22 protein-coding genes are annotated in these 26692 nt (G+C 62.8%); 9 read left to right on the top strand and 13 right to left on the bottom strand.

Annotated features, from left to right (window positions below; all coding sequences use genetic code 11):
- Positions 1–98 precede the first annotated feature (98 nt).
- The 5 genes from recQ to XH98_RS29225 form a co-directional block, all read right to left on the bottom strand.
- Positions 99–1964, bottom strand: a complete 1866-nt coding sequence (recQ, locus tag XH98_RS29245; RefSeq protein ID WP_271620675.1) for a DNA helicase RecQ — start codon at positions 1962–1964, stop codon at positions 99–101.
- Positions 1965–2062: 98 nt separating this feature from the next.
- Complete coding sequence (locus tag XH98_RS29240) at positions 2063–2806, bottom strand: polysaccharide deacetylase family protein (protein WP_271620674.1); 744 nt, start codon at positions 2804–2806, stop codon at positions 2063–2065.
- Positions 2807–2886: 80 nt separating this feature from the next.
- Complete coding sequence (gene metA, locus XH98_RS29235) at positions 2887–3915, bottom strand: homoserine O-succinyltransferase MetA (RefSeq protein ID WP_271603355.1); 1029 nt, start codon at positions 3913–3915, stop codon at positions 2887–2889.
- A 12-nt stretch (positions 3916–3927) separates the two neighbouring features.
- Positions 3928–5229, bottom strand: a complete 1302-nt coding sequence (locus tag XH98_RS29230) for an O-acetylhomoserine aminocarboxypropyltransferase/cysteine synthase family protein (RefSeq protein WP_271603354.1) — start codon at positions 5227–5229, stop codon at positions 3928–3930.
- Between the two features lie 190 nt (positions 5230–5419).
- A complete protein-coding gene (locus XH98_RS29225) occupies positions 5420–6376 on the bottom strand; it encodes a MurR/RpiR family transcriptional regulator (protein WP_271603353.1) in 957 nt (318 codons plus the stop codon).
- 242 nt (positions 6377–6618) lie between these two features.
- Between XH98_RS29225 and XH98_RS29220 the strand changes: the two genes are divergently transcribed.
- From XH98_RS29220 to XH98_RS29190, 7 genes are all read left to right on the top strand, one after another.
- Complete coding sequence (locus XH98_RS29220) at positions 6619–8160, top strand: ABC transporter substrate-binding protein (RefSeq protein ID WP_271603352.1); 1542 nt, start codon at positions 6619–6621, stop codon at positions 8158–8160.
- Positions 8161–8236: 76 nt separating this feature from the next.
- Positions 8237–9181, top strand: a complete 945-nt coding sequence (locus tag XH98_RS29215) for an ABC transporter permease (protein WP_057748172.1) — start codon at positions 8237–8239, stop codon at positions 9179–9181.
- Positions 9178–10038, top strand: a complete 861-nt coding sequence (locus tag XH98_RS29210) for an ABC transporter permease (RefSeq protein WP_271620673.1) — start codon at positions 9178–9180, stop codon at positions 10036–10038. Before XH98_RS29215 ends, XH98_RS29210 begins: the two co-directional genes overlap by 4 nt.
- 3 nt (positions 10039–10041) lie before the next feature.
- Entirely contained in the window at positions 10042–11016 is a 975-nt protein-coding gene (locus XH98_RS29205; protein WP_271620672.1) for an ABC transporter ATP-binding protein, read from the top strand.
- Positions 11013–11963 carry an ABC transporter ATP-binding protein gene (locus XH98_RS29200; RefSeq protein ID WP_271603349.1) on the top strand — a complete coding sequence of 317 codons (951 nt, stop codon included), beginning with the start codon at positions 11013–11015 and terminating at the stop codon, positions 11961–11963. The genes XH98_RS29205 and XH98_RS29200 overlap by 4 nt, the downstream gene beginning before the upstream one ends.
- Before the next feature lie 104 nt (positions 11964–12067).
- Entirely contained in the window at positions 12068–12703 is a 636-nt protein-coding gene (locus tag XH98_RS29195; RefSeq protein WP_271620670.1) for a LysE family translocator, read from the top strand.
- Positions 12704–12926: 223 nt separating this feature from the next.
- Positions 12927–15887, top strand: coding sequence for a CHAT domain-containing tetratricopeptide repeat protein (locus tag XH98_RS29190; RefSeq protein ID WP_271620669.1), 2961 nt, complete (start codon positions 12927–12929; stop codon positions 15885–15887).
- 93 nt (positions 15888–15980) lie between these two features.
- Here XH98_RS29190 and XH98_RS29185 read toward each other — a convergent pair whose 3' ends face one another.
- From XH98_RS29185 to XH98_RS29150, 8 genes are all read right to left on the bottom strand, one after another.
- Entirely contained in the window at positions 15981–16958 is a 978-nt protein-coding gene (locus XH98_RS29185) for a peptide ABC transporter ATP-binding protein (RefSeq protein WP_271620668.1), read from the bottom strand.
- Positions 16955–17983 (bottom strand): ABC transporter ATP-binding protein, encoded by a 1029-nt coding sequence (locus XH98_RS29180; RefSeq protein WP_271603345.1) that lies wholly within the window; start codon positions 17981–17983, stop codon positions 16955–16957. Before XH98_RS29180 ends, XH98_RS29185 begins: the two co-directional genes overlap by 4 nt.
- An 18-nt stretch (positions 17984–18001) precedes the next feature.
- Positions 18002–18910 (bottom strand): ABC transporter permease subunit, encoded by a 909-nt coding sequence (locus tag XH98_RS29175; RefSeq protein WP_271620667.1) that lies wholly within the window; start codon positions 18908–18910, stop codon positions 18002–18004.
- The gene (locus tag XH98_RS29170; RefSeq protein WP_271603343.1) at positions 18907–19917 is read right to left on the bottom strand and encodes an ABC transporter permease subunit; all 1011 of its coding nucleotides are present in this window, start codon (positions 19915–19917) and stop codon (positions 18907–18909) included. Before XH98_RS29170 ends, XH98_RS29175 begins: the two co-directional genes overlap by 4 nt.
- Before the next feature lie 86 nt (positions 19918–20003).
- On the bottom strand, positions 20004–21605 hold the full coding sequence (locus XH98_RS29165) for an ABC transporter substrate-binding protein (protein ID WP_271620666.1): 1602 nt from the start codon (positions 21603–21605) through the stop codon (positions 20004–20006).
- Between the two features lie 526 nt (positions 21606–22131).
- The gene (locus XH98_RS29160) at positions 22132–22716 is read right to left on the bottom strand and encodes a hypothetical protein (protein ID WP_271620665.1); all 585 of its coding nucleotides are present in this window, start codon (positions 22714–22716) and stop codon (positions 22132–22134) included.
- A 516-nt stretch (positions 22717–23232) separates the two neighbouring features.
- A complete protein-coding gene (locus tag XH98_RS29155) occupies positions 23233–24219 on the bottom strand; it encodes a hypothetical protein (RefSeq protein ID WP_271620664.1) in 987 nt (328 codons plus the stop codon).
- A gap of 116 nt (positions 24220–24335) precedes the next feature.
- Positions 24336–25370 carry a hypothetical protein gene (locus XH98_RS29150; RefSeq protein ID WP_271620663.1) on the bottom strand — a complete coding sequence of 345 codons (1035 nt, stop codon included), beginning with the start codon at positions 25368–25370 and terminating at the stop codon, positions 24336–24338.
- Positions 25371–25519: 149 nt separating this feature from the next.
- On the opposite strand from XH98_RS29150, the gene XH98_RS29145 reads away from it, so the two are divergent.
- Together XH98_RS29145 and XH98_RS29140 are read left to right on the top strand one after the other, a co-directional pair.
- On the top strand, positions 25520–26077 hold the full coding sequence (locus XH98_RS29145) for a hypothetical protein (protein ID WP_271620662.1): 558 nt from the start codon (positions 25520–25522) through the stop codon (positions 26075–26077).
- A gap of 7 nt (positions 26078–26084) precedes the next feature.
- Positions 26085–26477 carry a hypothetical protein gene (locus tag XH98_RS29140; protein ID WP_271620661.1) on the top strand — a complete coding sequence of 131 codons (393 nt, stop codon included), beginning with the start codon at positions 26085–26087 and terminating at the stop codon, positions 26475–26477.
- Positions 26478–26692 lie beyond the last annotated feature (215 nt).

Here is a 26692-nt window from a genome sequence, read left to right as displayed (position 1 = left end):
ATGCCACGTGCCTCAGTCCGTGGTTATGAATCCCGGATCTGCGCGCGCGCTTTGGGCGCGCTTGTCCGGGATGACGATGTGGGGAGATCGGGGCGCGCCTACCGCGTCCCGACGATCTGCAACAGCTCCTCGCCGTAATGCTCGAGCTTCTTGTCGCCGATGCCGGGGACATTGCGCAGCTCGTCGAGCGTGGTCGGCCAGGCCCGCACGATGCCGTCAATGGTGGCATCGTGCAGCACGACATAGGCGGGCACGCCGCGCTCGCGCGCCACATCCGAGCGCCAGGACCGTAGCCGCGCGCGCAATTCGGGATCGACATCGCCTTGTGGCGCGCCGGCAGCCGGCGCAAGGTCGCCGCGGCGGGACTTTGCGCGGCTGGAGCGGACGCGCGTGCCAGGCGCCTCCTCCCGCAACCACACCTCGGTCTCCCCACGCAGCACGCCGCGCGCCGAGTCGGTCAGTTTCAGCGCGCCGAACGCCTCGCTGTCGGCGTGCAAATGGCCCATCGCCACCAGCTGCCGCAGCACGGTGCGCCACTGCTTCTCGTTGAGCTCGCGCCCGATGCCGAACACCGACAATTTGTCGTGGCCGAACTGCGTCACCTTGTCGGTCAGACGCCCGATCAGCACGTCGATCAGATGCATCGCGCCGAATCGTTGCCCGGTGCGATAGACGCAGGACAGCAGCTTTTGCGCCAGCACCTTGCCATCGCGCATCTTGGGCGGCGTCAGGCAATTGTCGCAATTGCCGCAATTCTCGGCCATCACCGTCTCGCCGAAATAGGCGAGCAGCCGCCTGCGCCGGCACTGCGCGGTCTCGGCGAGGCCGACCAGCGCGTCCAGCTTGCCGATCGACACGCGCTTGAACTCGTCCGAGCCGCTGGACTCGTCGATCATGCGGCGCTGCTGCACGATATCGGACAGCCCATAGGCCATCCACGCGGCGGACGGCTTGCCGTCACGACCGGCACGACCGGTCTCCTGGTAATAGGCTTCGATGCTCTTGGGCAGATCGAGATGGGCGACGAAGCGCACATCGGGCTTGTCGATGCCCATGCCGAAGGCGATGGTCGCGACGATGACGATGCCGTCCTCGTTGAGGAAGCGGTCCTGGTTGCGCGAGCGCACTTGGCTGTCGAGCCCGGCGTGATAAGGCAGCGCCGCAATGCCTGCGTCATCCAGCGCAGCTGCGACCTCTTCGACACGGTTGCGCGACAAGCAATAGACCACGCCGGCGTCGCCGGCATGGCGTTCCCGGATGAAATCCTTGAGCTGCGACACCGCGTTGCGCTTGTCGACGATCTCGTAGCGGATGTTGGGCCGGTCGAAGCTGGAGACGAATTGCGGGCTGTCGGTCAGCTGGAGGCGCTGGACGATCTCTTTCCGCGTCAGCTCATCCGCAGTCGCTGTCAGTGCGATGCGCGGCACATCGGGAAAGCGCTCGGCGATGACGGAGAGGCCGACATATTCAGGCCGGAAATCGTGGCCCCATTGCGAGACGCAATGCGCTTCGTCGATCGCAAACAGCGCCACCTTGGCCTGCGCCAGCATCGACAGGCAGCGCGGCGTGACCAGCCGTTCCGGCGCGACATAGAGCAGGTCGAGATCGCCGGCGATCAGACGGCGCTCGATCTCGGAGGCCTCCTGGAACGACAGCGACGAGTTCAGCGCAGCGGCATTGACGCCGGCCTCGATCAGGCCCGCGACCTGATCGCGCATCAGCGCGATCAGCGGCGAGACCACGATGCCGCAGCCTTCGCGCAACAGCGACGGCAATTGATAGCACAACGACTTGCCGCCGCCGGTCGGCATCAGCACCAGGCAATTGCCGCCGTCGGTCACATGACGGATGATCTCGCCCTGCGCGCCGCGAAAGCCCGGCAGCCCGAACACCGAATGCAGCACCGACAGCGCATCGCGGCCATCGGCCGACACTGGCAGCGGAGAGGTGGAAGGGGCGGACATGGGCGCGTCGGGGGTTTGAGAGATTCGTCACGACGCAAGTCGCATGACGGCGGGGACGTTGCAAGACGATTTGGGCGGCAAGGCGCCGTGTTTCCCTTCTACGCCCCGATCCTGCGCAAGGCCTCGGCGACCGTCACGATCGGCATGCTGCGCTTCTCGGCCGCCTCCAGCGCGTGGTGCAGCAGGGCCGGTGTGCAGCCATAGGGGCTCGGCGCATCGACGACGTCGTGGCCGTAGAAGATCAACCAGCCACCGCTCGCAACGGCGTCGTCGAAGTAACGGTCCACCCCATCCGTATCGATCTCGCAATTGACCAGGGGCGAAGCGCGCAGGAACTGGAGATCGATCACGTCGCTGTTGACGCCGGGAAGGATGCCCCGCGCCGAGCGGAAAGTTTTGGCGAGCTGCGGCTTGCGCCAGACCGAAGCGAGGCCATAGGGATAGGCGAAATTCTCAAGCCGGATCGAGGAGTCGATGCCGCGGAAATGGCTACGGTTCAGCTCGATCTCGCGCGCCATCGCGCTCTCATCAAGATCCACCGCGCGCAGATGCGAGAAGGTATGACAGCCAATCTCGTGACCAGCCTGGTGCAGACGCACGATCGCATCGTTCGACAGGCCACGCCAATGATCGTCGGGCTGGTCGATCAGGCTGCCGGCGATATAGAACGTGCCGCGGCCGCCATGGGCTTCCAGCAGCGCAGCGCCCTCGCCTGCGGCGCTATCGGGCGCGTCATCGAAGGTGAAGCTCACCATCGGTGCATGTGTCGGCAAGCGGTGCGGCGTGGCGCGGAAATGCCGGGCCAGCCGATTGCTCAAGCGTCCGTTGAGGCTCGACAGCACGAGTGCATTCCCTGTGACTCTGTATTTCTGCACTGAAACATTTGCGCGGGGTGTGACGCAAGTTTAACGCTTGGGTAATCCTAACGCGGAACCGGAGGCTCCGAGGTTAAAGGCGCGGGCAGTGGAGCATCCGCCTCCGCGCCGAGATATCGCAACCAATTGCGAAACAACGCCGCCGCCGCGCTACCGGCCGCGATATCTGTCCGCAAGGTCAGCGCAGGCAACTCGTTGGTCAGCGCCGGATGACGCTGATGCTTCGCGCGCTTCTCGAAGCGCGCGAGTTTCTCTTCGGTCGCCGCGTCGAAATAGCTCACCGGGAGGGCGGGATAGACCTCCCGCTCGCGCGCGAGATAACGACCGATGTCGCGCAGATATTCGCGCTGCAGCGACAGCGCGTCATACTCGGGATGGCCCTGGAAGAACACGAAGCGGCTGGCATATTGCCTGACGAAAACGTCGACGCCAGCTTGGGCCGACCGGGTCAGCACCTGATAGCCGGCCTGTGCGAGATCCCTCTCGGTCACCTCGTTCAGACGCGAATGCGAGACCTTGAGCGGCGCCGGCGCATCGCGGGTCAGCGGGTCGCCGGTCACGGCCTCGCAGTCGAAGATGCCATGGCATTTCGACGGCAGCCGCTGCCGTTCAATCCGATCAAGATGCAGCACCGCGGCATGGGCGGCGAGGCACGACCAGATCGTCGAGCGCGTATTGACCCTGGCCCAGTCGATCAGCTCGGTGAGATCGCGCCAATACGGTTCCTGGTCGAGGTCGGGCGCGATGGGTTCGGCGCCTGTCACGATCAGGCCATCGAATTTCTGGTGCTTGAGATCCACCAGATCGGAATATTCGCTCTCGACATGCCATTTCGCTTCCGGCGAACGCTTCACCGACGGCAGCGAGAAGCAATGGAAGCGGATGCGGCGCGGTCCCGCGGCGGCCTGCAGCAGCTTCATGAACTGCCGCTCGGTCGCCTTCAGCGCTGCATCCGGCATGTTGTTGATCAGCCCGATGGTGAGCGCAGCACCCGCATGATCGCGCGCGAGGTCGCCCTCGGCCGGAACCAGCGCCGGGCTTGCGATCCCTTGATCCCTGGCGATCAAGATGCTCATCGGCCCGATTGCTTACTCCGCCGCCTGGAGACGCGCGGCCGGACAGGCCTTTTCCAGCGCCTGATCGATGTCCTCGATGATATCAGAGGCGTGCTCGATGCCGATCGAGAGACGGATGGTCTCCGGCAGCACGCCGGCAGCGCGCTGTTGCTCCGCCGACATCTGGCGGTGCGTGGTCGAGGCCGGATGGCAGGCCAGCGACTTGGCGTCGCCGATATTGACGAGACGCGTGATCAGCTTCAGCGCGTCATAGAAGGCCTTGCCAGCCTCCATGCCGCCCTTGATGCCGAAGGTGAACAGGGAGGAAGCGTTGCCGTCGAGATATTTCTGGACCAACGGATAATAGGGGCTATCCGGGAAGCCGGTATAGTTGACCCAGGCGACGCGCGGATCGTTGCGCAGGAATTCGGCGACCTTGCGGGCGTTCTCGCAATGGCGCTCCATGCGCAGCGCCACGGTCTCGATCCCCTGCAAAAGCAGGAAGGCGTTGAACGGCGACAGCACCGAACCCATGGTGCGCTGATAGACGCTGCGCGCGCGCTCGATATAGGCGGTCCTGCCGAAGCGCTCGGCATAAACGAGGCCGTGATAGGAGGCATCCGGCTTGTTGTAGGCCGGGAAGCGGTCGGCATGCTCGGCCCAGGGGAAATTTCCGGAATCGACGATGGCGCCGCCGAGCGTGGTGCCGTGGCCGCCCAGGAACTTGGTCAGCGAATGCACGGCGATGTCGGCGCCGTAGTCGAACGGCTTGAGCAGGATCGGCGTTGCGACGGTGTTGTCGACGATCAGCGGCACGCCATGGGCATGCGCGATTTTTGCGAGGGCCTCGATGTCGCAGACATTGCCGGCGGGATTGCCGATGGTCTCGGCAAACACGGCGCGGGTGTTCTCGTCGATCAGCCTTGCGATCGCCTCGGGCGCATCACTCTCGGCGAAGCGGCCGGTGATACCCTGCCGCGGCAGGATGTGCGACAGCAGCGTGTGGGTGGTGCCATAGAGCTGCGGCACGGAGACGATGTTGCCGCCGTGATCGGCGACGTTGACGAAAGCAAAATGCAGCGCAGCCTGGCCGGTCGCGACCGCAAGCGCGCCGACGCCGCCTTCAAGCTGGGCGATGCGCTTCTCCAGCACGGCGCTGGTCGGATTGGCGATGCGGCTGTAACGAAAACCTTCGGCCTCGAGATTGAACAGCGCGGCGCCGTGATCGGCGCTGTCGAAGGCGTAGGCGGCGGTCTGGTAGATCGGCACGGCGACCGCATGCGTGGTGGCTTCGGGCTCGTAGCCCGCGTGAATTGCGATCGTCTCGTTGCGCATCGTACCACCTCCGCAGGGGAGCGGGCCGCACTTATTGGCCTGTATGAGGCATGTGCGTTGTCCGCCGTCCCTCTGTTAGAGGCGGGTGGTAAAGCGGACAATAATTCGCTTAGAGATCGAGGAAGTAACCCTAATGGTTGTTGGTGAATTGGCTAAATTTCGAGTCAATTGGATTAACGACTGCGGCAGTTCAGTCGCCAAGCGGCCCATTTGAATTCCCGTCGGCGCCCTTCAGCAGCTCGTATTTGATCCGGCGCATCCGTGTCTGGGCTTCGAGCGGCTTGCAATAGGCCGTCGATGCCGCGAGCAGATCGATGGCCGCAAGAAGGGCATAGCGCGACGCAGTCGGCTTGAGCGCATCGGGCGCTTCGGGCACGTGCACGCCAAGTGCGATATCGGCGATCGAAGCCAACCTGCTGTGCGGCTTGGTGATCGCGACAACAAGAGCACCGTATTGCTTGGCGATAATGGCTGCCTCGATCACCTCCTTCGCCATACCGGTGGTCGAGATGGCGACCACGACATCGTCCCGGCCAAAGGTTGCGGCGATCATGCGCATCAAGCTCGGGTCGGAGCTGTGCGAGACGGCGATCCCAAGACGAAAGAAGCGATTTTGAACCTCCATCGCCGCAAGGGTCGAGCCGCCACCCACGCCGAACGCGGCAAGTTTCGAACAGCGGGAGATGGCTTCGGCAGCCCTCTCGACGTCCTCTCTCTGCAGCCCCTCTTCGGCGGCAGCAATGGCGCGGCGAATTTCCTGGAACACCGAGCGCCAGAGCGCAGGACGCGCCAGATCCGTGCCGACATGCGGAGGCAGTTCAAGGTAAATCCGCCCAACCGCCATCGCCTGGGCCAGCCTCACCTTGAGGTCACGGACGCCACGACAGCCAACGGAGCGGCTGAACCTGGTCACTGTCGGTTCACTGACGCGCGCGCTGCGCGCCAGCTCCGCATTGCTAGCGTGAATGGCAAACTCAACGTCAGCCAGCAGCGCCATGGCAACGCGCTGCTCCGAGGGACTGAGATCAGGAGCACTTTGTCTGATGACGGAGACGATATCGCCGGCCACGAAAGCGTCGCGGCGCGATGGCGTCGAGGCAGCTGTCCCAGCGGTTTTCGCCGTTTGAATTCGCTTCGCACGCGGCATGCGCGCCCTTCCTCAGGTCGGATTAACCTGCGCCTTGGCCCGGAGATCGCCGTAAGAAACCTTCAGTGTCGACCGGTTCAGCTAATGGCGGGTGAGCAATTCCTGGCAATTTTTCGCTTGAAACTTAGCATAATCTGCCTGTAACTTTCAAACAAACGATAACGGGCCGCCCGATCAAATCCGGAAGGGCGCATCCCCCGCACGTCGAGGCAGGCGGCGGAAACAAGCTGGGAGGGGCGATCATGAGATGCGACCTCAGTATATTGATGCGCGGCGCGGTCGGGATCGCCACCGCATTGTTTCTGAACGCACAGGCCAGCGCGGCCACCCTGCTTCGCGAAGCCACCATCGGCGAACCGCCGCCACTCGATGTCATGCTGACGACAGCCGACGTCGCCTCCGTCATCGGCCGTCACATCTTCGAAACATTGTATGCGCTGGACTCGACCTATACGCCACGCCCGCTGCTGGCCGAGAGTGATCGCGAGGAAGACGGCGGCAAGACCATCGTCATCAAGCTCCGCGAGGGCGTCCCTTTCCACAACGGCAAGGAAATGACCGCCAAGGATGTGGTCGCTTCGATGACGCGGTGGGGCAGTGTCGGCGCGCGCGGCAAGCTCCTGATGGCCGCAGCCGTCTCGGTCGAGGCGACTGGAAAGTATGAAGTCACGCTGAAGCTATCGGCGCCCAACGGCGCCTGGAAGACTCTCATTGCGGACGTCAATGGTGGCCTTGCGATCTATCCGGAAGAGATCGCCGCCAACGCAGGCAACAAGCCGATCGAGCAGAAGGACTATATCGGCACCGGGCCTTACAAGTTCGTGGAGTGGCGGCCCAACCGCTATGTCGAGGTGGAGAAATTCGATGGCTACAAGCCGGTGAAGGAAAAGGGCGACGGCTTCGCCGGCGCCCGCGTCGCCAATTTCGACAAGATCCGGTTCATTCCGGTCCCGGACGTCGGTACCCGCGTCAGCGGCGTGCAGGCCGGCGACTACGATTACGCGGAAATGATCTCCGGCGATCTGTACGAATCCCTGAGCAAGGACCCGTCGGTTCAGGTGCAGCGTACCAACGCGCCGATCTTCGGCCTTTTCTTCATGAATTCGAAGCAGGGAATCCTGAAGGACAATTACAAGCTCCGCCGCGCCATCCAGACCGCGCTGGACAAGTCGCAGGCCCTGCGCGTCGCCTTCGGCTCCAAGGAGCTGTGGAATGCCGAAGGGTCGATCTTTCCCAAGGGCACGCCCTGGTACTCGGCAGAAGGCGTGTCCGGCTACAGCCCCCACGATCCCAAGAAGGCCAAGGAGCTCGCCAAGGAGGCGGACTACACGGGGACTCCGATCCGCCTGCTGGTCTCGACGAACTATCAGGCGCACTATGATGAAGCCTCCGTCTTCACGCGCCAATTGGCAGACGCCGGCATCAATGTTCAGATGATGGTCGTCGATTGGGCGACGCTTCTGAAGATGCGAGGCCAGCCGGAACAGTGGGACATCTTTGTCACCCACCATTCCTTCTCGCCCGATCCGCTGCTCTTCACCTTCCTGAATGCGAGCTATCCCGGATGGTGGGACAGCCCCGAGATCAGCTCGCTTCGAGTCGAGCTGATCAGATCGACCGATCCGGCCGCACGCAAGGCGACATGGGACAAGATCCAAGCGCTGATCTATGACCAGGTTCCGGTGATGAAAGTAGGCGATGCCTACACCTATGACATCGCGTCTCCCAAGCTGAAGGGACTGAACCCGAATGGTCCCGCATTCTGGAATGTGTCCACGAAGTAAGGACGGGCAATGAGACCACCGGGAATGTCCAGCGCCGCCAGCGCGCATCGCCGCCGCTGATCGGCCGCACGATCGCATGTGGTCTTACTCACTCAAGCGCGCGGCAACGACGGCGGTGACGCTTCTGGCGGCGTCCGTCATCATCTTTGCCTTCATCCATATCGTCCCAGGCGATCCCATCTACGTTCTGCTCGGTGACACCGCGACGCCCGATCAGATCGACGCCCTCCGACACCAGCTCGGCCTCGACCAACCGATCGTCCTGCAATATCTGACCTGGATCGGCCACGTGACCGAGGGCAACCTCGGGCGGTCGATCTTCTTCCAGGCGCCGGTGTTGTCGGTCATTGCCGATGGTGCCGAGACCAGCGCCTTGCTCGCCACCATGACGATGATCTGGGTTACGCTGATCGGCGTGCCGATCGGCATGATCGCGGCGGTCCGGCACGGCACCTGGCTCGACCAGGGACTATCAGGCGCGGCGATGCTGATGGCCTCGATTCCCACGTTCTGGGTCGGGCTGTATTTGATCCTGATCTTCGCCGCGTGGCTCGGCTGGTTTCCGAGCTCCGGCTATCCATCGATTTTCGAAGGCGGCATCGTCAATCTCCGCTATCTCGTCCTGCCGAGTCTCGCGCTTGCGGCGCCGAATGCCGCGTTGATTCTGCGGCTGACCCGCGCCAGCATGCTCGACGTCTCCCGCGAGGATTACGTGCGCACGGCGCGTGCAAAGGGCATCCGCCCCTGGCAGGTCGTGACCCGGCACATTCTGCGCAACGCGCTCCTCGCGGTGGTCTCGGCATTCGGCTTCACTTTCGCGGCGCTGCTGTCCGAAGCCGTGGTGACTGAAACCGTGTTTGCCCTGCCGGGTATCGGCCGCCTCGTCGTTCAATCGATCCTCCGCCGGGACTATCCAGTGATCCAGGGCGTCATTCTGGTCATCGTCGTCGTGTATCTCCTGGTCAACCTGATCGTCGATCTGAGCTATCGCCTGCTCGATCCCAGGGTCGAACTGCAATGAGCCGTGAGGGCGCAATCTTCTGGCTGAAGCCGTTCATCGCGCGACCGATCGCACTGATGGGGCTAGGCATCCTGCTGGCGACCGTGCTCGCCGCGACTTTCGCGCCCTGGCTCGCACCTTACGATCCCTACGCCATCGATCCGTCGATCCGTCTGACACCTCCAAACGCGCTTCATTGGTTCGGCACCGACCAATTCGGCCGGGACACCTTGTCGCGCGCCATCCAGTCGGCGCGCATGGCGCTGCTGATCGGTTCGGGCGTGGTCATGTTCGCGCTTGTCACAGGCGTGCCGGTCGGCGTGCTGTCCGCCCTGTTCCCCCGGCTCGGCCATGTGCTGATGCGCATGGTCGACGTGCTCATGGCGTTTCCGAGCCTGCTGCTCGCACTTGGGCTGATCGTCGTCCTCGGTCCGAGCGTGGTGAACGCCATTCTGGCGATCGGGCTCGGCTACATGACCACGACGACGCGGATCGTTTACGGCCTGACGCTGCGCTTGCGCACGGAGACCTATGTCGAGGCGTCCCGCAGCATGGGCGCCGGAACGGCCTGGCTCATCGGCAAGCATATCTTGCCGAACCTGGTCTCACCGCTTCTTGTGCAGGCCAGCTTCGTCTTTGCATTCGCGCAGCTTGGCGCGGCATCGCTGGATTTCCTCGGCCTCGGCGCGCCGCCGGAGATTCCGAGCTGGGGCAACATGCTGGCGGAATCGCGCACCTTCATCACCCGCGCGCCGTGGCTGCTGTTCTTTCCGGGCATGATGATCGTGGCGACTGCGTTTTCGCTCAACCTGGTCGGCGATGCCCTGCGCGATCGCCTCGATCCCCGGTTCCGTCAGCTCCTTGGCGAGAAGGGCTAGATCGTGCTGTCCGTTCGCGACCTTACCGTGTCATTGGGGCCCGCGACTGCACCGGTCGATATCGTCGCCGGCGTGTCCTTCGAACTTGCCAAGGGCGAAATCCTCGGCCTCGTCGGCGAATCCGGCTGCGGCAAGAGCATGACCTCGCTCGCGGTGATGGGATTGCTGCCGCAGCCAGGGCCGCGGATCCGCGCCGGCCGCGTCCTGTTGGAGGGCAGCGACGTGACACAGCTGCAGCCCTGGCAGCGCGTCGAAGCGGGCCACGGCCGCATGGCCATGATCTTTCAGGAGCCGATGACCTCGCTGAACCCCGTGCGTCGGATCGGCGATCAGATCGCCGAAGCCGTGCGCGTGCATGATCGCGTGTCCGACGCTCCGGCGACCGCCCGGGCACGCGAGCTGCTCGAGCTGGTGCGCATGCCGGATCCCGCAATGCAGCTGTCCGCGTATCCGCATCAACTCTCCGGCGGCCAGCGCCAGCGGATCATGATCGCGATCGCGCTGGCCTGCAGGCCCCAGGTTCTGATTGCCGATGAACCGACCACGGCCCTGGATGTCACCATCCAGGTGCAGGTTCTCGGCCTGCTGCGCGAGCTCTGCAACCGCCTGGACATGGCGATGTTGTTCATCACCCACGACATGGGGGTGATCGCGCAGCTCGCGGATCGCGTTTCGGTCATGTATGCGGGTCGGATCGTGGAGACCGCTGATGTCGCGGCGTTGTTCGGCAGACCGCGCCATCATTACACGCGCGGACTGATGGACTGCATGCCGTCGCGGAATTCCGGCGCGCGCCGCCTGCCAACCATCGCGGGCCAGCCGCCGGCACCCGGTACGGTCGCTGCCGGCTGCGTCTTTGCCTCACGATGCCCGGCGGCGCGCGAGCCGTGCCGCACGGCGGATCCGCCGCGCGCGGAAGTTTCGCGAGGACATGAAGTGCTCTGCGCCTTCCCCCTGGACGATGGGGGACCGCGATGAACGGAAACGCTGTCCTCGACATCAAGGACCTGAAGGTCTCCTTCAAGGTCAGGCGCGCTGGCCGAAAATATCAGGTGCGAGCGGTGGATGGCGTGTCGCTGTCGCTGGCAGAGGGCGAGGTGCTCGGAATCGTCGGCGAGTCAGGCTGCGGCAAGACCACGGTGGGCCGGTCCATCGTGGGGCTGGTCCGGCCCGACAGCGGCAGCATCAGCTTCAAGGGAAGGGACGTGACGGGCGCCGGCCTTCGCGACATGCGCCTGAACATCCGGATGGTGTTCCAGGATCCCTATGCATCGCTCAACCCGCGGCGCGCGATCGGAGACTCGGTCGCGGAGGCTGGCGATATCAACGGCTTCTTCACCAGTCGCAGCCAGCGCAGCGCCGCGATCGCCGCCACGCTGACGGCGGTCGGACTGGATCCGTCCTTCGCCGCTCGCTATCCGTACGAACTCAGTGGCGGACAGCGACAACGCGCCGGCATCGCGCGAACAATTCTCCCCTCTCCGTCCATCGTGATTGCCGACGAGCCGGTCTCGGCCCTCGACGTGTCGGTGCAGGCCCAGGTGCTCAACCTGATGATGGACCTGCGCGAGCAGCTCGGACTGTCGATGCTGTTCATCTCCCACGATCTCGGCGTCATCGGGCAAATCAGCAATCGTGTTGCCGTGATGTATATGGGCCGGATCGTGGAGCAGGCCGCAACGCGCACGGTTCTGGATGATCCGCGCCATCCCTATACGCGATCGCTGGTGGCGGCCATTCCGAAGCCGGACCCATCCAGGCGAATCCTCGGTGCCATCGAAACGGGTGAACCGCCAAGCCTCTTCAAGCGGCCAAGCGGCTGCGCCTACGCGCCACGTTGTCCGCTGGCCAGCGATCGCTGCCTGGTCGACGTTCCCGAACTTCGTTCCGTGGACGACAGAGCACTCGCCTGCCACAACGTATAGCCGGCGAGCACGTCTACCCTCATGATCGTCATCGGCTACGCCGAGCCGAGCCAAAGACCTCGGCAGCGTGTATAATCGCCGGCAACGTGGCGGAGTAGCAGAGCATGCTAACTTTTCTTGCATTCATCGGGACGTCGATCATCGTCATCGTCACGCCGGGGCCCGATACGGCGACGACAATCCGCAGCACCCTTTTGGCCGGGCGGACTGGCGGGATTTGCACGGCGGCCGGCATAGCAGTTGGACAGACAGTCTGGGCGCTGGCGACCAGCGTCGGCCTTGCTGCTCTCCTGGTGGCGTCGGCGCCACTGTTTCTCACGATCAAGTATTTGGGGGCCGCTTATCTTATCTATCTGGGCCTCGTCGCGTTGTACGAAGCCCTTTGGCCGCCGGAACAAGGTTCGGGGATCGCGGTGGAAATCCAGCCGCATGGCCGCGTAAGCCCTTGGATGGCCTTCAGGCAGGGCCTCATCAGCGATCTCGGCAATCCCAAGATGGCTGTTTTCTTCACCAGCCTGCTTCCCCAGTTTGCACCGATGGGCGGTTCGACCTTTGCCACACTGCTCGCTCTTGGAATTGTCTTTGCAGTCGTGACCTTTCTCTGGCTCGCATTTTATGCCGCAGCCATTCACAAGGTGCGGCGTGCACTTCAACGCCCCACCGTGCGTCGCCTTGTGGAGGGCGCGACCGGAGCGGTCCTGATTGCCCTGGGTTTGCGCATCGCCACCGAGCAGCGGTAGAGCATACCAGGAAGCGTACTCTCACAAACCGACGTTCCGAACCCGCCGCGTGCTCAAAACGTCGGCGCGGTCATCTTTGCGCGCGGCACGTCGAACCGTTTGGCGCTGACTGAACACCAACCTTCTTGGATCTGGACCAAGCAAAGCGCGTCATCGACCTGCCTTGTTCGTTCGGGCTCAGCACAACCTCGATGCAATCGCGGTGCGGATCAGGAGGCGTGAGATGATCCTCGAATGGCGACGGAAAGCCGCAGCGCTGGCGGCCGGGTTCGCAACTGTCGCGGTGCTCGCGGTGGCGCCGGCGGCGGCACAGCGCGCCGATATCGAAACGGTGCAGAAGCACTTCAATGCGTTGCTGGCCGCGGGCAAATATGAGGACGCACTCGTCGAATGGCAGAAGCTCGAGGCGGCCGTAAAGGCCCGATTCGGGACCGAGCACCCGAACTATGCCCTCATTCTGCTCAAGGTGGCCGTGACCTACCAGAACCAGGGCCGCTATGACGACGCCGAAGCGGCCTACAAGCGCGCTGCCGCGATCCTGGAGAAGGCGCTCGGGCCAAATCATCCGCTGGTCGCGACCGCGCTCGACGACATGGCTGCCGTATATCTCCACGAAGCGCGTTACGGCGAGGCCGAGGCGCTGTTCAAGCGCGCATTGGCGATCCGCGAGCAGGCCCTCGGACCGGATCATCCGGACCTCGCCGCGACGTTGAACAACCTGGCCGTCGTCTATCAAGGCCAGGGTCGCTTTGGCGAAGCGGAGCCGATGTTGAAGCGCGGGCTGGCGATCACGGAAAAAGCCCTCGGCCCAAACCACACCCAGGTCGCGGCGGCGCTTGTCAATCTGGCTATTCTCTATCAAGACCAGGCGCGCTATGGCGACGCCGAAGGCCTGTTCCGGCGGGCACTGGCGATCCAGGAGAAGGCCACTGGCCCCGTTCATCCGATCGTGGCCAACATCCTGCACAACCTTGCCTCGACCGCCGAGGACCAGGGCCGCACGGCCGAGGCTGAAGCGCTCTACAAGCGGGCGCTGGCGATCAAGGAAAAGATGCTGGGGCCGAACCACCCCGATCTGGCCGACACCCTCGACAATCTGGCCGTGCTGTACGGCGGCGAGAACCGCAGCGACGAGGCGGAGGCACTGTACCGGCGGGCGCTGACAATCCAGGAGCGGGCACTGGGTAAGGATCATCCCGACGTCGCCCACATCCTCAACAATCTCGCTCTCGAATTCGAGGCGCGCGGCAAGTACGCCGATGCCGAGGAGCTCACTGCGCGCGCGCTGGCAATCTACGAGAAGGCCCTTGGCGCGACCCACCCCGACACCGCCAACGCCCTTCACAATCTTGCGCGCGAATATGCCGAGGCCGGCGACGGTGCCAACGCCCTCGCCTATTCACGCAAAGCCACCGCCGCGGTGCTGGCCCATGCCGCCCGAGAGGCCGATAGCGCCCGGCAAAAGCAGCGATCCGGCGGCCTCGTCGCGCAGCGCGCACTGTTCTTTCGCCGCCACGTCGCCAATCTTGCCCTTGCGGCGCGTCAACAGATCGCACCCGAACCGACTCTCGCCCGCGAAGCATTCGAGATCGCCCAGTGGGCCGACCAGTCGTCCGCGGCGGTTGCCGTGCAGCAATTCGCTGCGCGCTTCGCCTCCGGCGGCGGAGCACTTTCCGCCCTGGTGCGCGAGAACCAGGACCTCGCTGGCGCGTGGCGCGAGACTGACCGCAAACTTGTCGAGGCTTTGTCGAAGCCCGAGGGCGATCGCGACCGCAAGACGATCGATGCTTTGCGCCGGGCGAGCGGCGAGGCCGAGGCACGACTCGCCGAAAGCGACTCGAGGCTGGCGCGGGAGTTTCCGGAGTTTGCCGCACTCACAAGGCCGCAGCCGCTGGAGGTAAGCGCAGTCCAGAACCTGCTCGGCAGCGACGAGGCGCTGGTCTTCTTTCTGCCTGATGACAAGGAGAGCCGCGTCTTTGCGGTGACGCGCGATGGCTTCGCCTGGCACGACATCGCGCTCGGCGCCAACGCCTTGGCCGACAAGGTCAAGGCTTTCCGCCGCGGCCTCGATGTCGGCGAATGGGTGGCGGCGCGCAGCGCCGGCGCGCCGGGAATGTTCGACCTCGGCCTGGCGCGCGACCTCTACGTCGCCCTGCTCGACCCCGTCGACGCCTTGATCAGGGACAAGCGCCATTTGCTGGTGGTACCGACCGGCGCGCTCACTGCCCTGCCGTTTCATCTGCTGCTGACGCAGCAACCTGCCGCGCCGAATCCCACCGACATCGCGGGCTATCGCGACGCCTCCTGGCTGATCAAGCGGCAAGCCGTCAGCGTCCTGCCGTCGGTCGCGAGCCTCAAGGCATTGCGCGCCTATGCGCGCCAGCGGCCGGCGGCGCAGCCGATGATCGGCTTTGGCGATCCGGTGTTCGGCATGCCGGACGCGCGCGGCGCGGGTGCCGCCCCGGCCGGCGTCCCGTCGGCCGCCCCGCGGACAGCGGCACACACGCGTGCCTACACCGATTATTGGCAGGGCGCGGGCGTCGATCGCGCCATACTCGGCAAAGCACTGCCGCCCCTGCCCGAGACCGCCACCGAGCTTCGCGCGATTGCCCAGAAGGTCGGTGCGGCCGCGAGCGACCTTCACCTTGAAGCCGACGCGAGCGAGGCCAACGTGAAACGGCTGCCTCTCGCCGACTATCGAATCGTCTATTTCGCAACCCACGGTCTCGTTGCCGGCGACATCAAGGGTGTGGCCGAACCGTCGCTGGCGCTGAGCATTCCGCAACGTGCAAGTGATTTCGATGACGGACTGCTGACCGCGAGCGAGGTGGCCCAGCTCAAGCTGAATGCAGATTGGGTGGTGCTGTCGGCCTGCAACACCGTGGCGGGTGACAGGCCCGGCGCCGAGGCCCTGTCGGGGCTGGCGCGCGCCTTCTTTTATGCCGGCGCGCGCGCCCTGCTGGTTTCGCACTGGGCGGTCGCTTCCGATGCCGCGACCCGGCTCACGACCGCGACCTTCGACGCCATCAAGTCAGAACCCGGTATCGGCCGTGCCGAGGCCCTGCGCCGCGCCATGCTGGCCTATCTCGGCGATACGGCGAACCCGGAGAATGCCTATCCGGCGTTCTGGGGACCATTCTCCATCATCGGCGAAGGCGCTGCGCGGCGGGAGACGCTGGAATGACGAATTCAGGGCAGAGCCGCGGCGTGGCAACGGGGATTGACTGACGCCCTGTCCGGCAAGTGCCTACCTACGGTTCTCGCTACCGGTCACCGTCTAAGCCGCCTGTGTGTCCAGGAAGCGCTCGGCGTAGTGGCAGGCGACGAGGCGGCCGTCGAGCGGGCGCAGTAGCGGACGCTGCGTGCGGCAAAGATCCGTGACATAGGGGCAGCGGGTCGAGAACACGCAGCCTTTTGGCGGATCGAGCGGCGACGGCAGCTCGCCCTTCGGAACAATCCGCTGGCGATTGCGGCCGAGGCCCGGCGTCGCGTCAAGCAAGGCCTGGGTATACGGATGCAGCGGCCGCGCAAAGATGCGCTCTTTCGGCCCATGCTCCACTGCGATTCCCAGATACATGATCATCACGTCGTCGGCGATGTGACGGACCACGCCAAGATCGTGCGAGATGAAGAGGTAAGCCAGCCCCAGGTCGCGCTGCAGATCGGCCAGGAGGTTGAGAACCTGCGCCTGCACCGACATGTCGAGCGCCGAGACCGGCTCGTCGGCCACAAGCAGTTTTGGCCGCAACATCAAGGCGCGCGCGATGGCGATGCGCTGACGCTGGCCACCCGAGAACATGTGCGGATAGCGGCCATATTGCTCCGGCCGCAGCCCGACCTTCGCCATCATGTCGAGCGCCTGTGCGCGCCGCTCCTGCTTCGAAAGCGTGGTGTTGATGATCAGCGGCTCTTCAAGGATGGCGCCGACGCGCTTTCGGGGGTTGAGCGACCCGTAGGGGTTTTGAAACACGATCTGCACAGTGCGGCGCAATGTCCTGGCAGCGCCGGCCGGAGGATCGACCGCATCGACGCCGTCAAGCATCAGCGCGCCGGCGCTCGGCTTCTCGATGAGGGTCACAAGCCTTGCGAGCGTCGACTTGCCGCAACCGGATTCGCCAACCACCGCCAGCGTCTTGCCGGCCTCAAGCGCGAACGACACGCCGCCCACGGCCTGCAGATGCGCGGGCGGACGAAGCCAGCCCTGCTTGACCTCGTAACTGCGCTTGAGATCGGTGGCGGTGACGAGCGCCGTCATGACGTGGTCTCGCGCTCAGGGATCGGCGCGCTGCCGCCATCGGCCGCGATGCGCTCATCCCGTGTCGGATCGCCGAGCGGATAATGACAACGGATCAGGCCGTCCATCCAGGGGCGCAGATCGGGACGCACCTTGTCGGCCAGCGGCGTCGCATAGATGCAACGAGGACCAAACAGGCATCCCTGCGGCCGATCGCTCAGTCCCGGCACCACGCCAGGAATGGTGGCGAGCCGTCCGCCATCGCTTGCCTCCGGGCGTGCTGCCAGCAGCGCGGCCGTGTAGGGATGCTGCGGCGAGGCAAACAGGCTCTGCGTCGGGCGCTGCTCCATGATCTGGCCCGCATACATCACGGCGACGCGCTCGGTGGTATCAGAGACCACGCCCATGTTGTGCGTGATGAGGATCAGCGCCATGCCACGATCGCGTTGCAGGGACAAGAGAAGATCGAGGATCTGCGCCTGGATGGTGACATCGAGCGCCGTCGTGGGCTCATCCGCGATCAGGAGCTTTGGGTTGCAGGCGATCGCCATCGCGATCATGACGCGCTGGTTCATGCCGCCCGAGAGCTGGTGCGGATAGGCCGACAGCCGGCTCTCCGGCGCGGGAATGCCGACCTGCTCCAAAAGCTCGATCACGCGGCGCCGCGCGGCCTTGCGATCCATGCCTTCATGGACCTGCAACGTTTCGGCCAGCTGATAGCCGATCGTGAAGGAGGGATTGAGCGATGTCGTCGGCTCCTGGAAGATCATCGCGACGTCCTTGCCGGTGAGCGCGCGCCGCTCGCGCTCGGACAAGGTCTGCAGATCCCGTCCCTCGAACAGCAGCTTGTCCGCCCGAACGCGCCCCGGATAGGGCACCAACCCCATCAGGGCCAGCATGCCGACGCTCTTGCCGGAGCCGGATTCGCCGACAATCCCCAGCACCTCGCCCCTTTCGAGCATGATGTCGACGCCATCAACGGCGCGCACCATCCCGTGCTGGGATGGAAACTCGACCGACAGATTCTTGATCTCGAGCAGCGGCATCGGATCTACTTCAGTGCGCTATCGCTTGAGCTTCGGATCGAGCGCATCGCGCAATCCGTCGCCCAGAAGGTTGAAGGCCAGCACGGTCACGAGAATCGCCAGGCCCGGAAGCGTGACGACCCACCAGGCCCGGAGCACGAATTCGCGCGCGTCGGCCAGCATGGTTCCCCATTCCGGCAAAGGCGGCTGCGCACCGAGACCGAGAAAGCCGAGCGCGGCCGCGTCCAGGATTGCCGTCGAAATGCCGAGCGTGGCCTGCACGATGAGGGGCGCCGTGCAATTCGGCAGCACCTCCTTGAACATCAAGCGGAGCCGGCTGGCTCCTGCGACCTTGGCCGCGACGACATAATCCTTCGAGACCTCGCTGATCACGGCGGCGCGGGCGATCCGCACATAGTGCGGCAGCAGCACGATCGCGACCGCCAGCATGGCATTCATCAGGCCTGGCCCCAGGATCGCGACGATCACGATCGCAAGCAAAAGGCTCGGCAGCGTCAACGTGATGTCCATGAGCCGCATGATCACGATCTCGATCACGCCGCGGAAGAAACCGGCGATCAGACCGAGCACCGTGCCTGTCACCACCGACAGGGTGACCACCGCGATGCCGATCAGAAGCGACAGCCGCGCGCCATAGATGAGACGGGACAGAATATCGCGGCCGATCGCGTCGGTGCCGAGCGGATAGGCCGTCGATCCGCCCTGCTGCCAGAACGGGGGCTTGAGAAAGACCGCATTGTTGGTCACGATCGGGGAATGCGGCGCAACGACATCGGCAAAGAGCGCGAGCAGTATCAGAACCACGATCACGACGAGGCCTGCCACGGCGCCGAAATTGGCCTTGAAGTCGGACCAGAACTGCGACAGCGGATGCGGCGGCGCGCCCGGTTGCGACACGATGGGAGTTTTGAGGACTTCGGCTGTCATCGCGTGTACCGGATGCGGGGGTTGATCAGTCCGTAGGCGACGTCGACCAGGAGATTGACGATCATGATGATTGCGCCGATCAGAAGCGTGCCGCCCTGCAGCACCGGATAGTCGCGGCGGTTGATGCCCTCGATCAGCCATTTGCCCACGCCCGGCCAGGAGAAGATGGTCTCGGTGAGGATCGCACCGGTAAAGAGCACGCCGACCTGAAGCCCGATCACCGTCACCACCGGGATCAGCGCATTGCGCAACGCATGGATTGCGATCACCCGGAAATACGGCAAGCCCTTGGCGCGGGCGGTACGGATGTAATCTTCGCCCAAAACCTCCAGCATGGCGGACCGCGTCATGCGGGCGATGACGGCGAGCGGCACCGTGCCGAGCACGATCATGGGCAGCACCAGATGCGACAGTGCCGAGCGAAACGCGCCGAAATCACCGGCCAGCAGCGCATCGATCAGCAGGAAGCCGGTCACCGGTTCGATGAAGTATTGCACCGCGATCCGGCCCGACACCGGAGTCCATCCAAGCTGTACCGAAAAAAGCAGGATCAGCAGCAATCCCCACCAGAAGATCGGCATCGAATAACCGGTCAGCGAGACGCCCATCACGCCATGATCGAAGATCGAGTTGCGGCGGACCGCGGCGATGATGCCGGCCGGCAATCCCAGGCACAGCGCAAACAGGATCGCGCAGACCGATAGCTCGATGGTCGCCGGGAACAACGTGCCAAATTCGGAAATCACCGGCTCATGGGTGACGATCGAGCGGCCGAAGTCGCCATGCACCAGCCGCGACAGGTAGAGGCCATATTGCACCAGCACGGGCTGATCGAAGCCGTACTCCTTGCGCAATTGCTCGTGCCTGAGAGGATCGATGCCGCGTTCGCCCGCCATCGTCTCGATGGGATCGCCGGGAATCAGGCGGATCAGCACGAAGACAAGCAACGTGATCCCGATGAAGGTCGGAACCACAAGACTCAGCCGGGTAAAGATGAACCGGAGCATGTCGTTCCCTGCCACCCTCTCTGGATAAGGAGAGGGTCAAGAAGAATGGGCGGAGCAACGTTGGTCCGCTCCGCCCTTGTCTCCTGCTATTCCTTGACGTCGACGCCGTAGAAGGTGTGGCGACCGAACGGCGACAGCTTGAAGTCAATCACTCTCTTGGTCACGGGCTTCAACTGCACGGCATGCGCGATGGTGAACCACGGCGCCTGCTCCTTGAAGACCACCTGCGCCTGCTCGTACAGCTTGGTCCGCTCGGCCTGATCACTGATGGTCTTGGCCTTCACGACCAGATCGTCGAACGGCTTGTAGCAGAACTTGGCAATGTTTCCGCCGGATGCCGTTTGCGCGGAATCGCAGCCCAGCAAGGTGTGCAGGAAGTTGTCAGGATCGCCGTTGTCGCCGGTCCAGCCCAGCATGCCCATCTGATGTTCACCGGCCTGCATTCGCTTGCGGTATTCGCCCCATTCAAACGATTTGATTTCGGCCTTGACGCCGATCTTGGCGAGGTCGGCCTGCATCAGTTCGGCAATGCGCTTGGCGTTCGGATTGTAGGGCCGCTGCACCGGCATGGCCCACAGGTCGGTTTCGAAGCCATTCGGAAATCCTGCGTCGGCCAGGAGCTTCTTGGCCGCCTCCGGATCATAGGGATCGTCCTTGACCTCGTCGTTATAGGACCACATCGAGGGTGGGATGGGATTCTTGGCCGCGATGCCGGTCGACAGATAGACGGCGTCGATGATCGCTTTCTTGTCGATGGCCATGCTGATGGCCTTGCGCACGCGCACGTCGTCGAAGGGCTTCTTCTGCGTCTGGAAGGCCAGATAGCCGACATTGAGGCCCGGCTGCTCCAGGACGGTCACGTTCGGATCCTTCCTCATCGCGTCGATGTCGGCCGGGTTCGGATAGGGCATCACGTCGCATTCGCCCTTCTGAAGCTTGGCCCAGCGAACGGATGAATCCGGCGTGATCGAGTAGACGAGGTCGTCGATCTTCGCCTTGCCGCCCCAGAACGCGGGGAAGGCCTTGTATCGGATCACGGCGTCCTTCTGATACTGCACCAGATAGAACGGTCCGGTCCCGATCGGATCCTGATCGATCTTTTCGGGCGTGCCGGCCTTCAGCATTGCGTCCGCATATTCCTTCGACTGAATGGCCGCGAAAGCCATCGCGAGATCGGCAAGGAATGGAGCTTCCGGCCGGTTGAGCGTCACCTTGACGGTGTAGTCATCGACCTTCTCGACCGACTTCAACAATTTCGGCATCCCCATGTCGCCGAAATAGGAATGGTTCGAACTGGTGACCTTGAAGTACGGATTATCCTCTTTCCACTGCCGCTCGATCGAGAAGATGATGTCGTCGGCATTGAAGTCCCGCGTCGGCTTGAACGATTTGGACGTCGAATGCCACTTCACGCCCTTGCGCAGCTCGAAAGTATAGGTGGTGCCGTCAGGCGAGATCGTCCACTTCTCAGCGAGTGCCGGCACCACCTTCGTGCCGCCACGCTCGAACTCGACAATGCGATTGTAGATCGGCTCGTTGCCGTCGAACGACGTGCCTGTGGTGTTGACGCCGGGATAGAAGTTCTCCGGGCTGCCTTCCGAGCAGAAAATCAGGGTTTTGGCTGATACGGGCGAGGCCGCAGCCAGCGCCAAAGCGCAGACGCCGGCGAGCAGGGTTGATCTGTTCACTGTCGGAACTCCCTGTGAATTGTCTCGGCGCGGTTAGGCTGCGCCAAAGACGCCTGGGGCAAGATTGCGATTGAGATTGCGATTGGGCATTGCAGCTGTCAATGCGTCGGGCTTGAGCGCCTTGGCGTGCATTGCACGTTTGCCAGCTCTCGAAAACGGCCCGCAATTGCTTGCCGAGAACGAAGGCCAAACGCGATGCAGAAAGTCCATACTCGCTGGGATGTGCGGGCTGGCGGAGAGAGTGGTAACGAACCCCAGTCCCGTACCTTGCCTTTGATTTATTTAAGATTTTAGGCTCGCTCGATATAAAACGTGTACATACGTGTGTTAACTTGTCAACGCTGCCTCGAAGGACCCGGCGTCCGGAATGGCGAGAACTAGCAAGACGCTCCACGCACCGGCCGCGTACCTTGGGCGGCCCCTGACCTCTGATTCTATCGGATCGCGCTCGCGCCGGAGTCTCCTGTCCAGGAAACAAACATGGCTGAGCGCATCCAGCGCCGCCGGCGGGGCGTTCATTTGGGGATTAAGACGGCAGCCGGAGGCGCGGATTGGTTCCGAATTTCTTCTCAGCCCACTTGCACACCCGATTGGTGATCTTGCTCATGTTCTCGGTGCAGTCTCCGATCACGTCGGCACCCGAGTTCCAGTTAATGATGTAAATCCAAGCGAAGTGTTCGCGCTTGCCGACTTGGTAGACGTACATGTCGATTTCATCGACGTCGTCGAGCATCGACAACAGCTTCTCGCGTCCGCCCTTGCGGCTGACGTAGTCTTCGATTCCGGGATCGGAGAGCGAGATTTCGTAACCTGCCGCGAGCAGGTCATCAACGAGCCGTTCGCGGACTTCGTAGTTGACCCGCTGGCGCCAGTCCTTGACGACAGGAACGAGACTGCGGTTGCTGTGGATATCGTAGGCGGAGCCGTCGAGCCAGACAATGTGCTCTTTGTCGCCGCCGGGGGTACGGAAAATCGCGGGGAACGGCTTGTTGTCGAATGCCTTCTGATTTTGAATGACCTGATCGGGGATAGTCACGATCTGCTCGTCCTGGCTGGTGTGGGCGATGTACTTCGCAGGGGCCTTGCGTTCGAACGTGAATTCCGGATTCATGTTTAGAGTCCTCTGTCGTGGTTGCTATGTCGTCTCAAGGACGACCTTCTCGCAAGCGGTCCGGTAACGGTCCTCGCAAGCGTGGCAAAGGATCATGATCTCTCGGCTGCCGGGGCGCAAACCGCGGTGGGAAGCTAAGTCGTCTACATGCACTATCTGCCAGTTCTCCCCACGAATATTTAGAGGTCCACAAGGCCGACTTGCTGATGCTGCGGGCCCAACAAACGCTCCGGGCCGCCGCACGAACCTAGATAACTTTAGGTCAACATGCCGGAGGCCGAAGCTACGCTGGCCGTCCCTTAGACGTGACGAAGCTGATCAACACTTCAAGCGATGACCGCAGTGGTGCACACCTCGCGCGTCTTGCACGCTCACCGGGCACATAAAAAGGCTTGGATCGCGGCGGATGCGGCGGGCATGATCGCGAGACCCGCCACCCGAGCAAATGATGCTTCGACCGCAACGCGGATCGCTTACAGTCCGGCCCAGCGGCAGAAGCCGCCGGCCGACGTCTGATTATTTCTTGTTCGGGTAAGTGTAGATATAGCTCAAGTCGGCTCCATCAGCATTGCCGCCGTTGCCACGACCGCCCGCGCCGTTGCCACCGCCGCCCGCGCCATTTCCAGCCCCGCCCTCGGAAGGTGCCGCGCCGCCAGGGCCCGCAGTGGTGGTCCGCGTCGACCTTTGGGCCTGCTGCGTCTGCACTTCGGCCCTGGCACGCTCGTCCCTCATCTTGCCGATGCTGTGCCTGCTCGCTTCAGCCTGCGAAAGTGGCGTTGCACCAGGTCCGGCGACGGCCTGCTTGATGGCAGTATTCACGTTGAACCTCGCTCCCGGCGAAACAGGCGGTTTGGCCGCGTTCGTGGAATCCGAGCTGTCGACTTTGGCTTCGTCCGAGCCTTGCATCGCTCGCACCGCAGCACCGGTGCTGACGTGAGCCTCATGCTCGACCTGTCGTCTGGTGATGATCCGGTCGTAGTCGCGCACGATCCGCTCATAGTCGGAGACGATGCCCGACATTCTCGGCTTCGCTTCTACGGCGACATCGTACCAAGCGAACCCGAGGTCTTCCTTAAACACGCCCGACGCCGGTTTGTCCGCCAGCGCCTTCTCCAAAGCCTTTTCCGCCTTGTCGAGCGCGTTCTCCCGGTCCCGATAGCGATCGAGAGCTTCTTGCTGTTGGGATCGACGCTCCTTCAATCGGGCGATCTCGTTCTCGTCGTCTTCGAGAAAGCGGTCCCACCCATTTCGGGTGCGCTCGCGAACCTGCTTGTCCGTGGAGAATACGTCGGCGCCGTCAAGCTTCGGAGGCTTCACGTATTCTTGCGGTTTGAACGACGCCGCGCGCTTCGCAAGCTCGTCGAGATTCGCCTGGGCTTGCCCGAGGGAAGGACCGACATGATCCAGCTTTTCGACCTCTTCATACTGCTCCTTGATATCAAGTGCGAAGCGGATGAGCTCGACGGCTTCCTTAATGACTTGGATCTGGGTGTTCAGCTCCATACTGTGAGCTGAACCTCCAGGTGAGGTCAACATGGTGGAAGCGAGCAACGCCACTAGGAAAATTCGCGAGTTCATCGCATTCTCTCCGTTTGCATTTGTCTACAACCGCAGCCCGGTTACATCGCGCTCTGCTGTTGCCCGAGGTACCGCTGCTTCATCTCGTCGAAGGAGGCATTCAGCTCCTTCTTCTTGCTTTCAAAGAGGTCGTGCGTGTTGGCCTCCGCGCGATCCATCGCCTGGCGGGCAAGATCGATCTGTCGGCTGAAGCCGTCGATGGTTTCCGCAGTCGCTCCAGCGCCACGCAGCGCCGACATAGCGGCCGCTGACTTGGTCTCTAGATCGGCGCGGGCGGTCTTAAGCTTTTCGGTCGCAGAACGTTCTGCGGAATCCAGCTCGCGCGTGGCGTTGTCGCGTCCCTGCTGCCACGTCGCCGTCAGCTCTTCGAGTGCCGCCTTGCGGTACTTGTCCTCCATCGACGAGAGATCCTGTTGGAGTCGCGATTTCTCTTCGGCGATGTGTTCTTCGTGCTTGCGCATTTCGTGATCAGGCGTGCGCTCGGTGAACTGAGGCAAGTTGAGGGAGAATTCGCGCGTCTTCATCTCCACCTTGAAGGTGGGAAGCCTGATGGTCGTCTCGCCCGCCGTGAATTGGGGGAGGTCCATCTTCACCTGTTTGGTGGACAGACACGGAGCCAGGATGTCTTGCTCTTTGAAGGTGATGCGCAGATCACGAAATTCGGGAATCTTCCAGGAGCCCACCTTGCACTGCGCAGGAACCGGGACATTGAAGCTCGTTGTATCCATCTTGGTATGAATGGTGGGAATGCGGGTTTCCTCGTCGCCGACAGTCAACTCGGGCACGTCCATCTTGAAGCCCGTGCGGTCGGTATTCATGAGGATTTCGTACCGGCCATCCTTCGCGCTCTTCGCCTGCGCTTCCTCATCGCGGATGTATGCGCTCGATTTCTGGGATCGCGCCGTGGACTCTGCCCTCGCTTCGTCAGCCTTCCGATCCAACTGCCCCTGCATCTTCGATTCGGTTTCGCGAACGCTAGGCGCGACGATTGCGTCGGGACCCTCGGCAAAGCTCGCGCCTCCCATGGCAAGCAGCGCTACGCCGGTTGTGAAGAATCGGGAAAACATTGCACTCATCACGACGTCTCCTCTGATGAAAATCTATCTTACTGAATAGAAATTATAATTGTGAATAAAGTTTGGCGCAGACCTAGTCATTGAATTTGTTATGGAATATAGCATGTTTGGATAGATCTTATGTAACCGAATAGAATGAGGGTGGTAATATGGAACCTAAGTCCCAATCCACTGATCGTGTTCCCGCCATTGGAGCCGACCCCGGACTCGGTCCCACGCCATACGACGAGCAAATAGCAAGGCTCATTCGGGGCGAGATTGCTCGAATATGGAAGCGCGTGAAAGAGACTGGGAACTTTACGCAAACCCAATTGGCGAGCGCGCTGCAAACCTCGCAGGCTGCCGTAAGCAGACTGCTCCGTCCAGACGACCCTCACCCTTGGACGATCGCGAATATCGTAACGTTTTGCGAGTTCTGCAAAGTAGATTTGCAGAAGGAGATTTTGGATCAACTTCCCCGGGGGATCGAGAAATGGTTCGCCGATTACGACAAGCTAAGATCCTCGGATGAAGCCTTCACCGAAGAGTGCGCGAAAGCGTTGACGAAGTACTATGTCGATAGGGGAATTCAGCCGTCATCGGATCAGGTCGCTAGATTGGCGGCACAACTGGCGATGAGCATCAATAGGCGTGCCAGTGCAGAAGACATTGCTGCCGGCGTGGAATTGGTTGTTCTGAGAAGTTCTCTGAAACACGCTACTTCGTGAGTTCACGATGGATGATACGCCGGAAGATCCTTTCGACAACAAGCGCCAGCAAGTCCAGCTCGCCCGAGCGCTGATCGCGCAGCAGCGCGCCGTGCTGCTTCATTATCGACTGCAAGACAGCTTTTCGAAATTGTACGCGGACTACAGTGAAACTGCCGAGCGGCTTGAGAACACCCTGAACGAACTCAGCACTACGCGAGCCGAGTTCGAAGAATTCAGATCTGCTACGACCGACGAAATGCAGCGCCTCAAGATCGGCTCGGACCGCTATAGAAGGCACCTGAAGCGCTTGACGCGCTGGAAGGATTGGCTGATCGCGCTACTCATCATCGGTTTGATCGCGGCGATTGTCGATAAATGGCTTCCGTTGGCGGAAATCTTTCGTAATTTAGCACGCTAATCCCGGTTGCTCGTTCTCGCGTGTGATCGTGTTTCCGAGGTTCAGGGCTGTCGGGCTTTCGTCTGTCAGATATCCTTACATCATCTCGGTCACCCACGCGATCCGGTCCAGGCCATGAGCGAGGGCGGGATTGGCAGGGGGGCGATGCGCAGGAAATTCGTTTCCTTCGGCATACGACTGGACCATGAGCTCGCGGCCAGCACGACACCAAACCT

This window comes from Bradyrhizobium sp. CCBAU 51745, assembly GCF_028128715.1.
Taxonomy (GTDB): domain Bacteria; phylum Pseudomonadota; class Alphaproteobacteria; order Rhizobiales; family Xanthobacteraceae; genus Bradyrhizobium; species Bradyrhizobium manausense.
Note: the sequence above shows the minus strand (reverse complement) of the source record. Positions and strands in the feature narration are given on the sequence as shown.

Excerpts from the sequence above, each read along its gene's own strand:
- recQ (WP_271620675.1), bottom strand. The coding sequence starts at position 1,964 with ATGTCCGCCCCTTCCACCTCTCCGCTGCCAGTGTCGGCCGATGGCCGC.
- metA (WP_271603355.1), bottom strand. The coding sequence starts at position 3,915 with ATGAGCATCTTGATCGCCAGGGATCAAGGGATCGCAAGCCCGGCGCTG.
- XH98_RS29230 (WP_271603354.1), bottom strand. The coding sequence starts at position 5,229 with ATGCGCAACGAGACGATCGCAATTCACGCGGGCTACGAGCCCGAAGCC.
- XH98_RS29225 (WP_271603353.1), bottom strand. The coding sequence starts at position 6,376 with ATGCCGCGTGCGAAGCGAATTCAAACGGCGAAAACCGCTGGGACAGCT.
- XH98_RS29220 (WP_271603352.1), top strand. The coding sequence starts at position 6,619 with ATGAGATGCGACCTCAGTATATTGATGCGCGGCGCGGTCGGGATCGCC.
- XH98_RS29215 (WP_057748172.1), top strand. The coding sequence starts at position 8,237 with ATGTGGTCTTACTCACTCAAGCGCGCGGCAACGACGGCGGTGACGCTT.
- XH98_RS29210 (WP_271620673.1), top strand. The coding sequence starts at position 9,178 with ATGAGCCGTGAGGGCGCAATCTTCTGGCTGAAGCCGTTCATCGCGCGA.
- XH98_RS29200 (WP_271603349.1), top strand. The coding sequence starts at position 11,013 with ATGAACGGAAACGCTGTCCTCGACATCAAGGACCTGAAGGTCTCCTTC.
- XH98_RS29195 (WP_271620670.1), top strand. The coding sequence starts at position 12,068 with ATGCTAACTTTTCTTGCATTCATCGGGACGTCGATCATCGTCATCGTC.
- XH98_RS29190 (WP_271620669.1), top strand. The coding sequence starts at position 12,927 with ATGATCCTCGAATGGCGACGGAAAGCCGCAGCGCTGGCGGCCGGGTTC.
- XH98_RS29185 (WP_271620668.1), bottom strand. The coding sequence starts at position 16,958 with ATGACGGCGCTCGTCACCGCCACCGATCTCAAGCGCAGTTACGAGGTC.
- XH98_RS29180 (WP_271603345.1), bottom strand. The coding sequence starts at position 17,983 with ATGCCGCTGCTCGAGATCAAGAATCTGTCGGTCGAGTTTCCATCCCAG.
- XH98_RS29175 (WP_271620667.1), bottom strand. The coding sequence starts at position 18,910 with ATGACAGCCGAAGTCCTCAAAACTCCCATCGTGTCGCAACCGGGCGCG.
- XH98_RS29170 (WP_271603343.1), bottom strand. The coding sequence starts at position 19,917 with ATGCTCCGGTTCATCTTTACCCGGCTGAGTCTTGTGGTTCCGACCTTC.
- XH98_RS29160 (WP_271620665.1), bottom strand. The coding sequence starts at position 22,716 with ATGAATCCGGAATTCACGTTCGAACGCAAGGCCCCTGCGAAGTACATC.
- XH98_RS29155 (WP_271620664.1), bottom strand. The coding sequence starts at position 24,219 with ATGGAGCTGAACACCCAGATCCAAGTCATTAAGGAAGCCGTCGAGCTC.
- XH98_RS29150 (WP_271620663.1), bottom strand. The coding sequence starts at position 25,370 with ATGAGTGCAATGTTTTCCCGATTCTTCACAACCGGCGTAGCGCTGCTT.
- XH98_RS29145 (WP_271620662.1), top strand. The coding sequence starts at position 25,520 with ATGGAACCTAAGTCCCAATCCACTGATCGTGTTCCCGCCATTGGAGCC.
- XH98_RS29140 (WP_271620661.1), top strand. The coding sequence starts at position 26,085 with ATGGATGATACGCCGGAAGATCCTTTCGACAACAAGCGCCAGCAAGTC.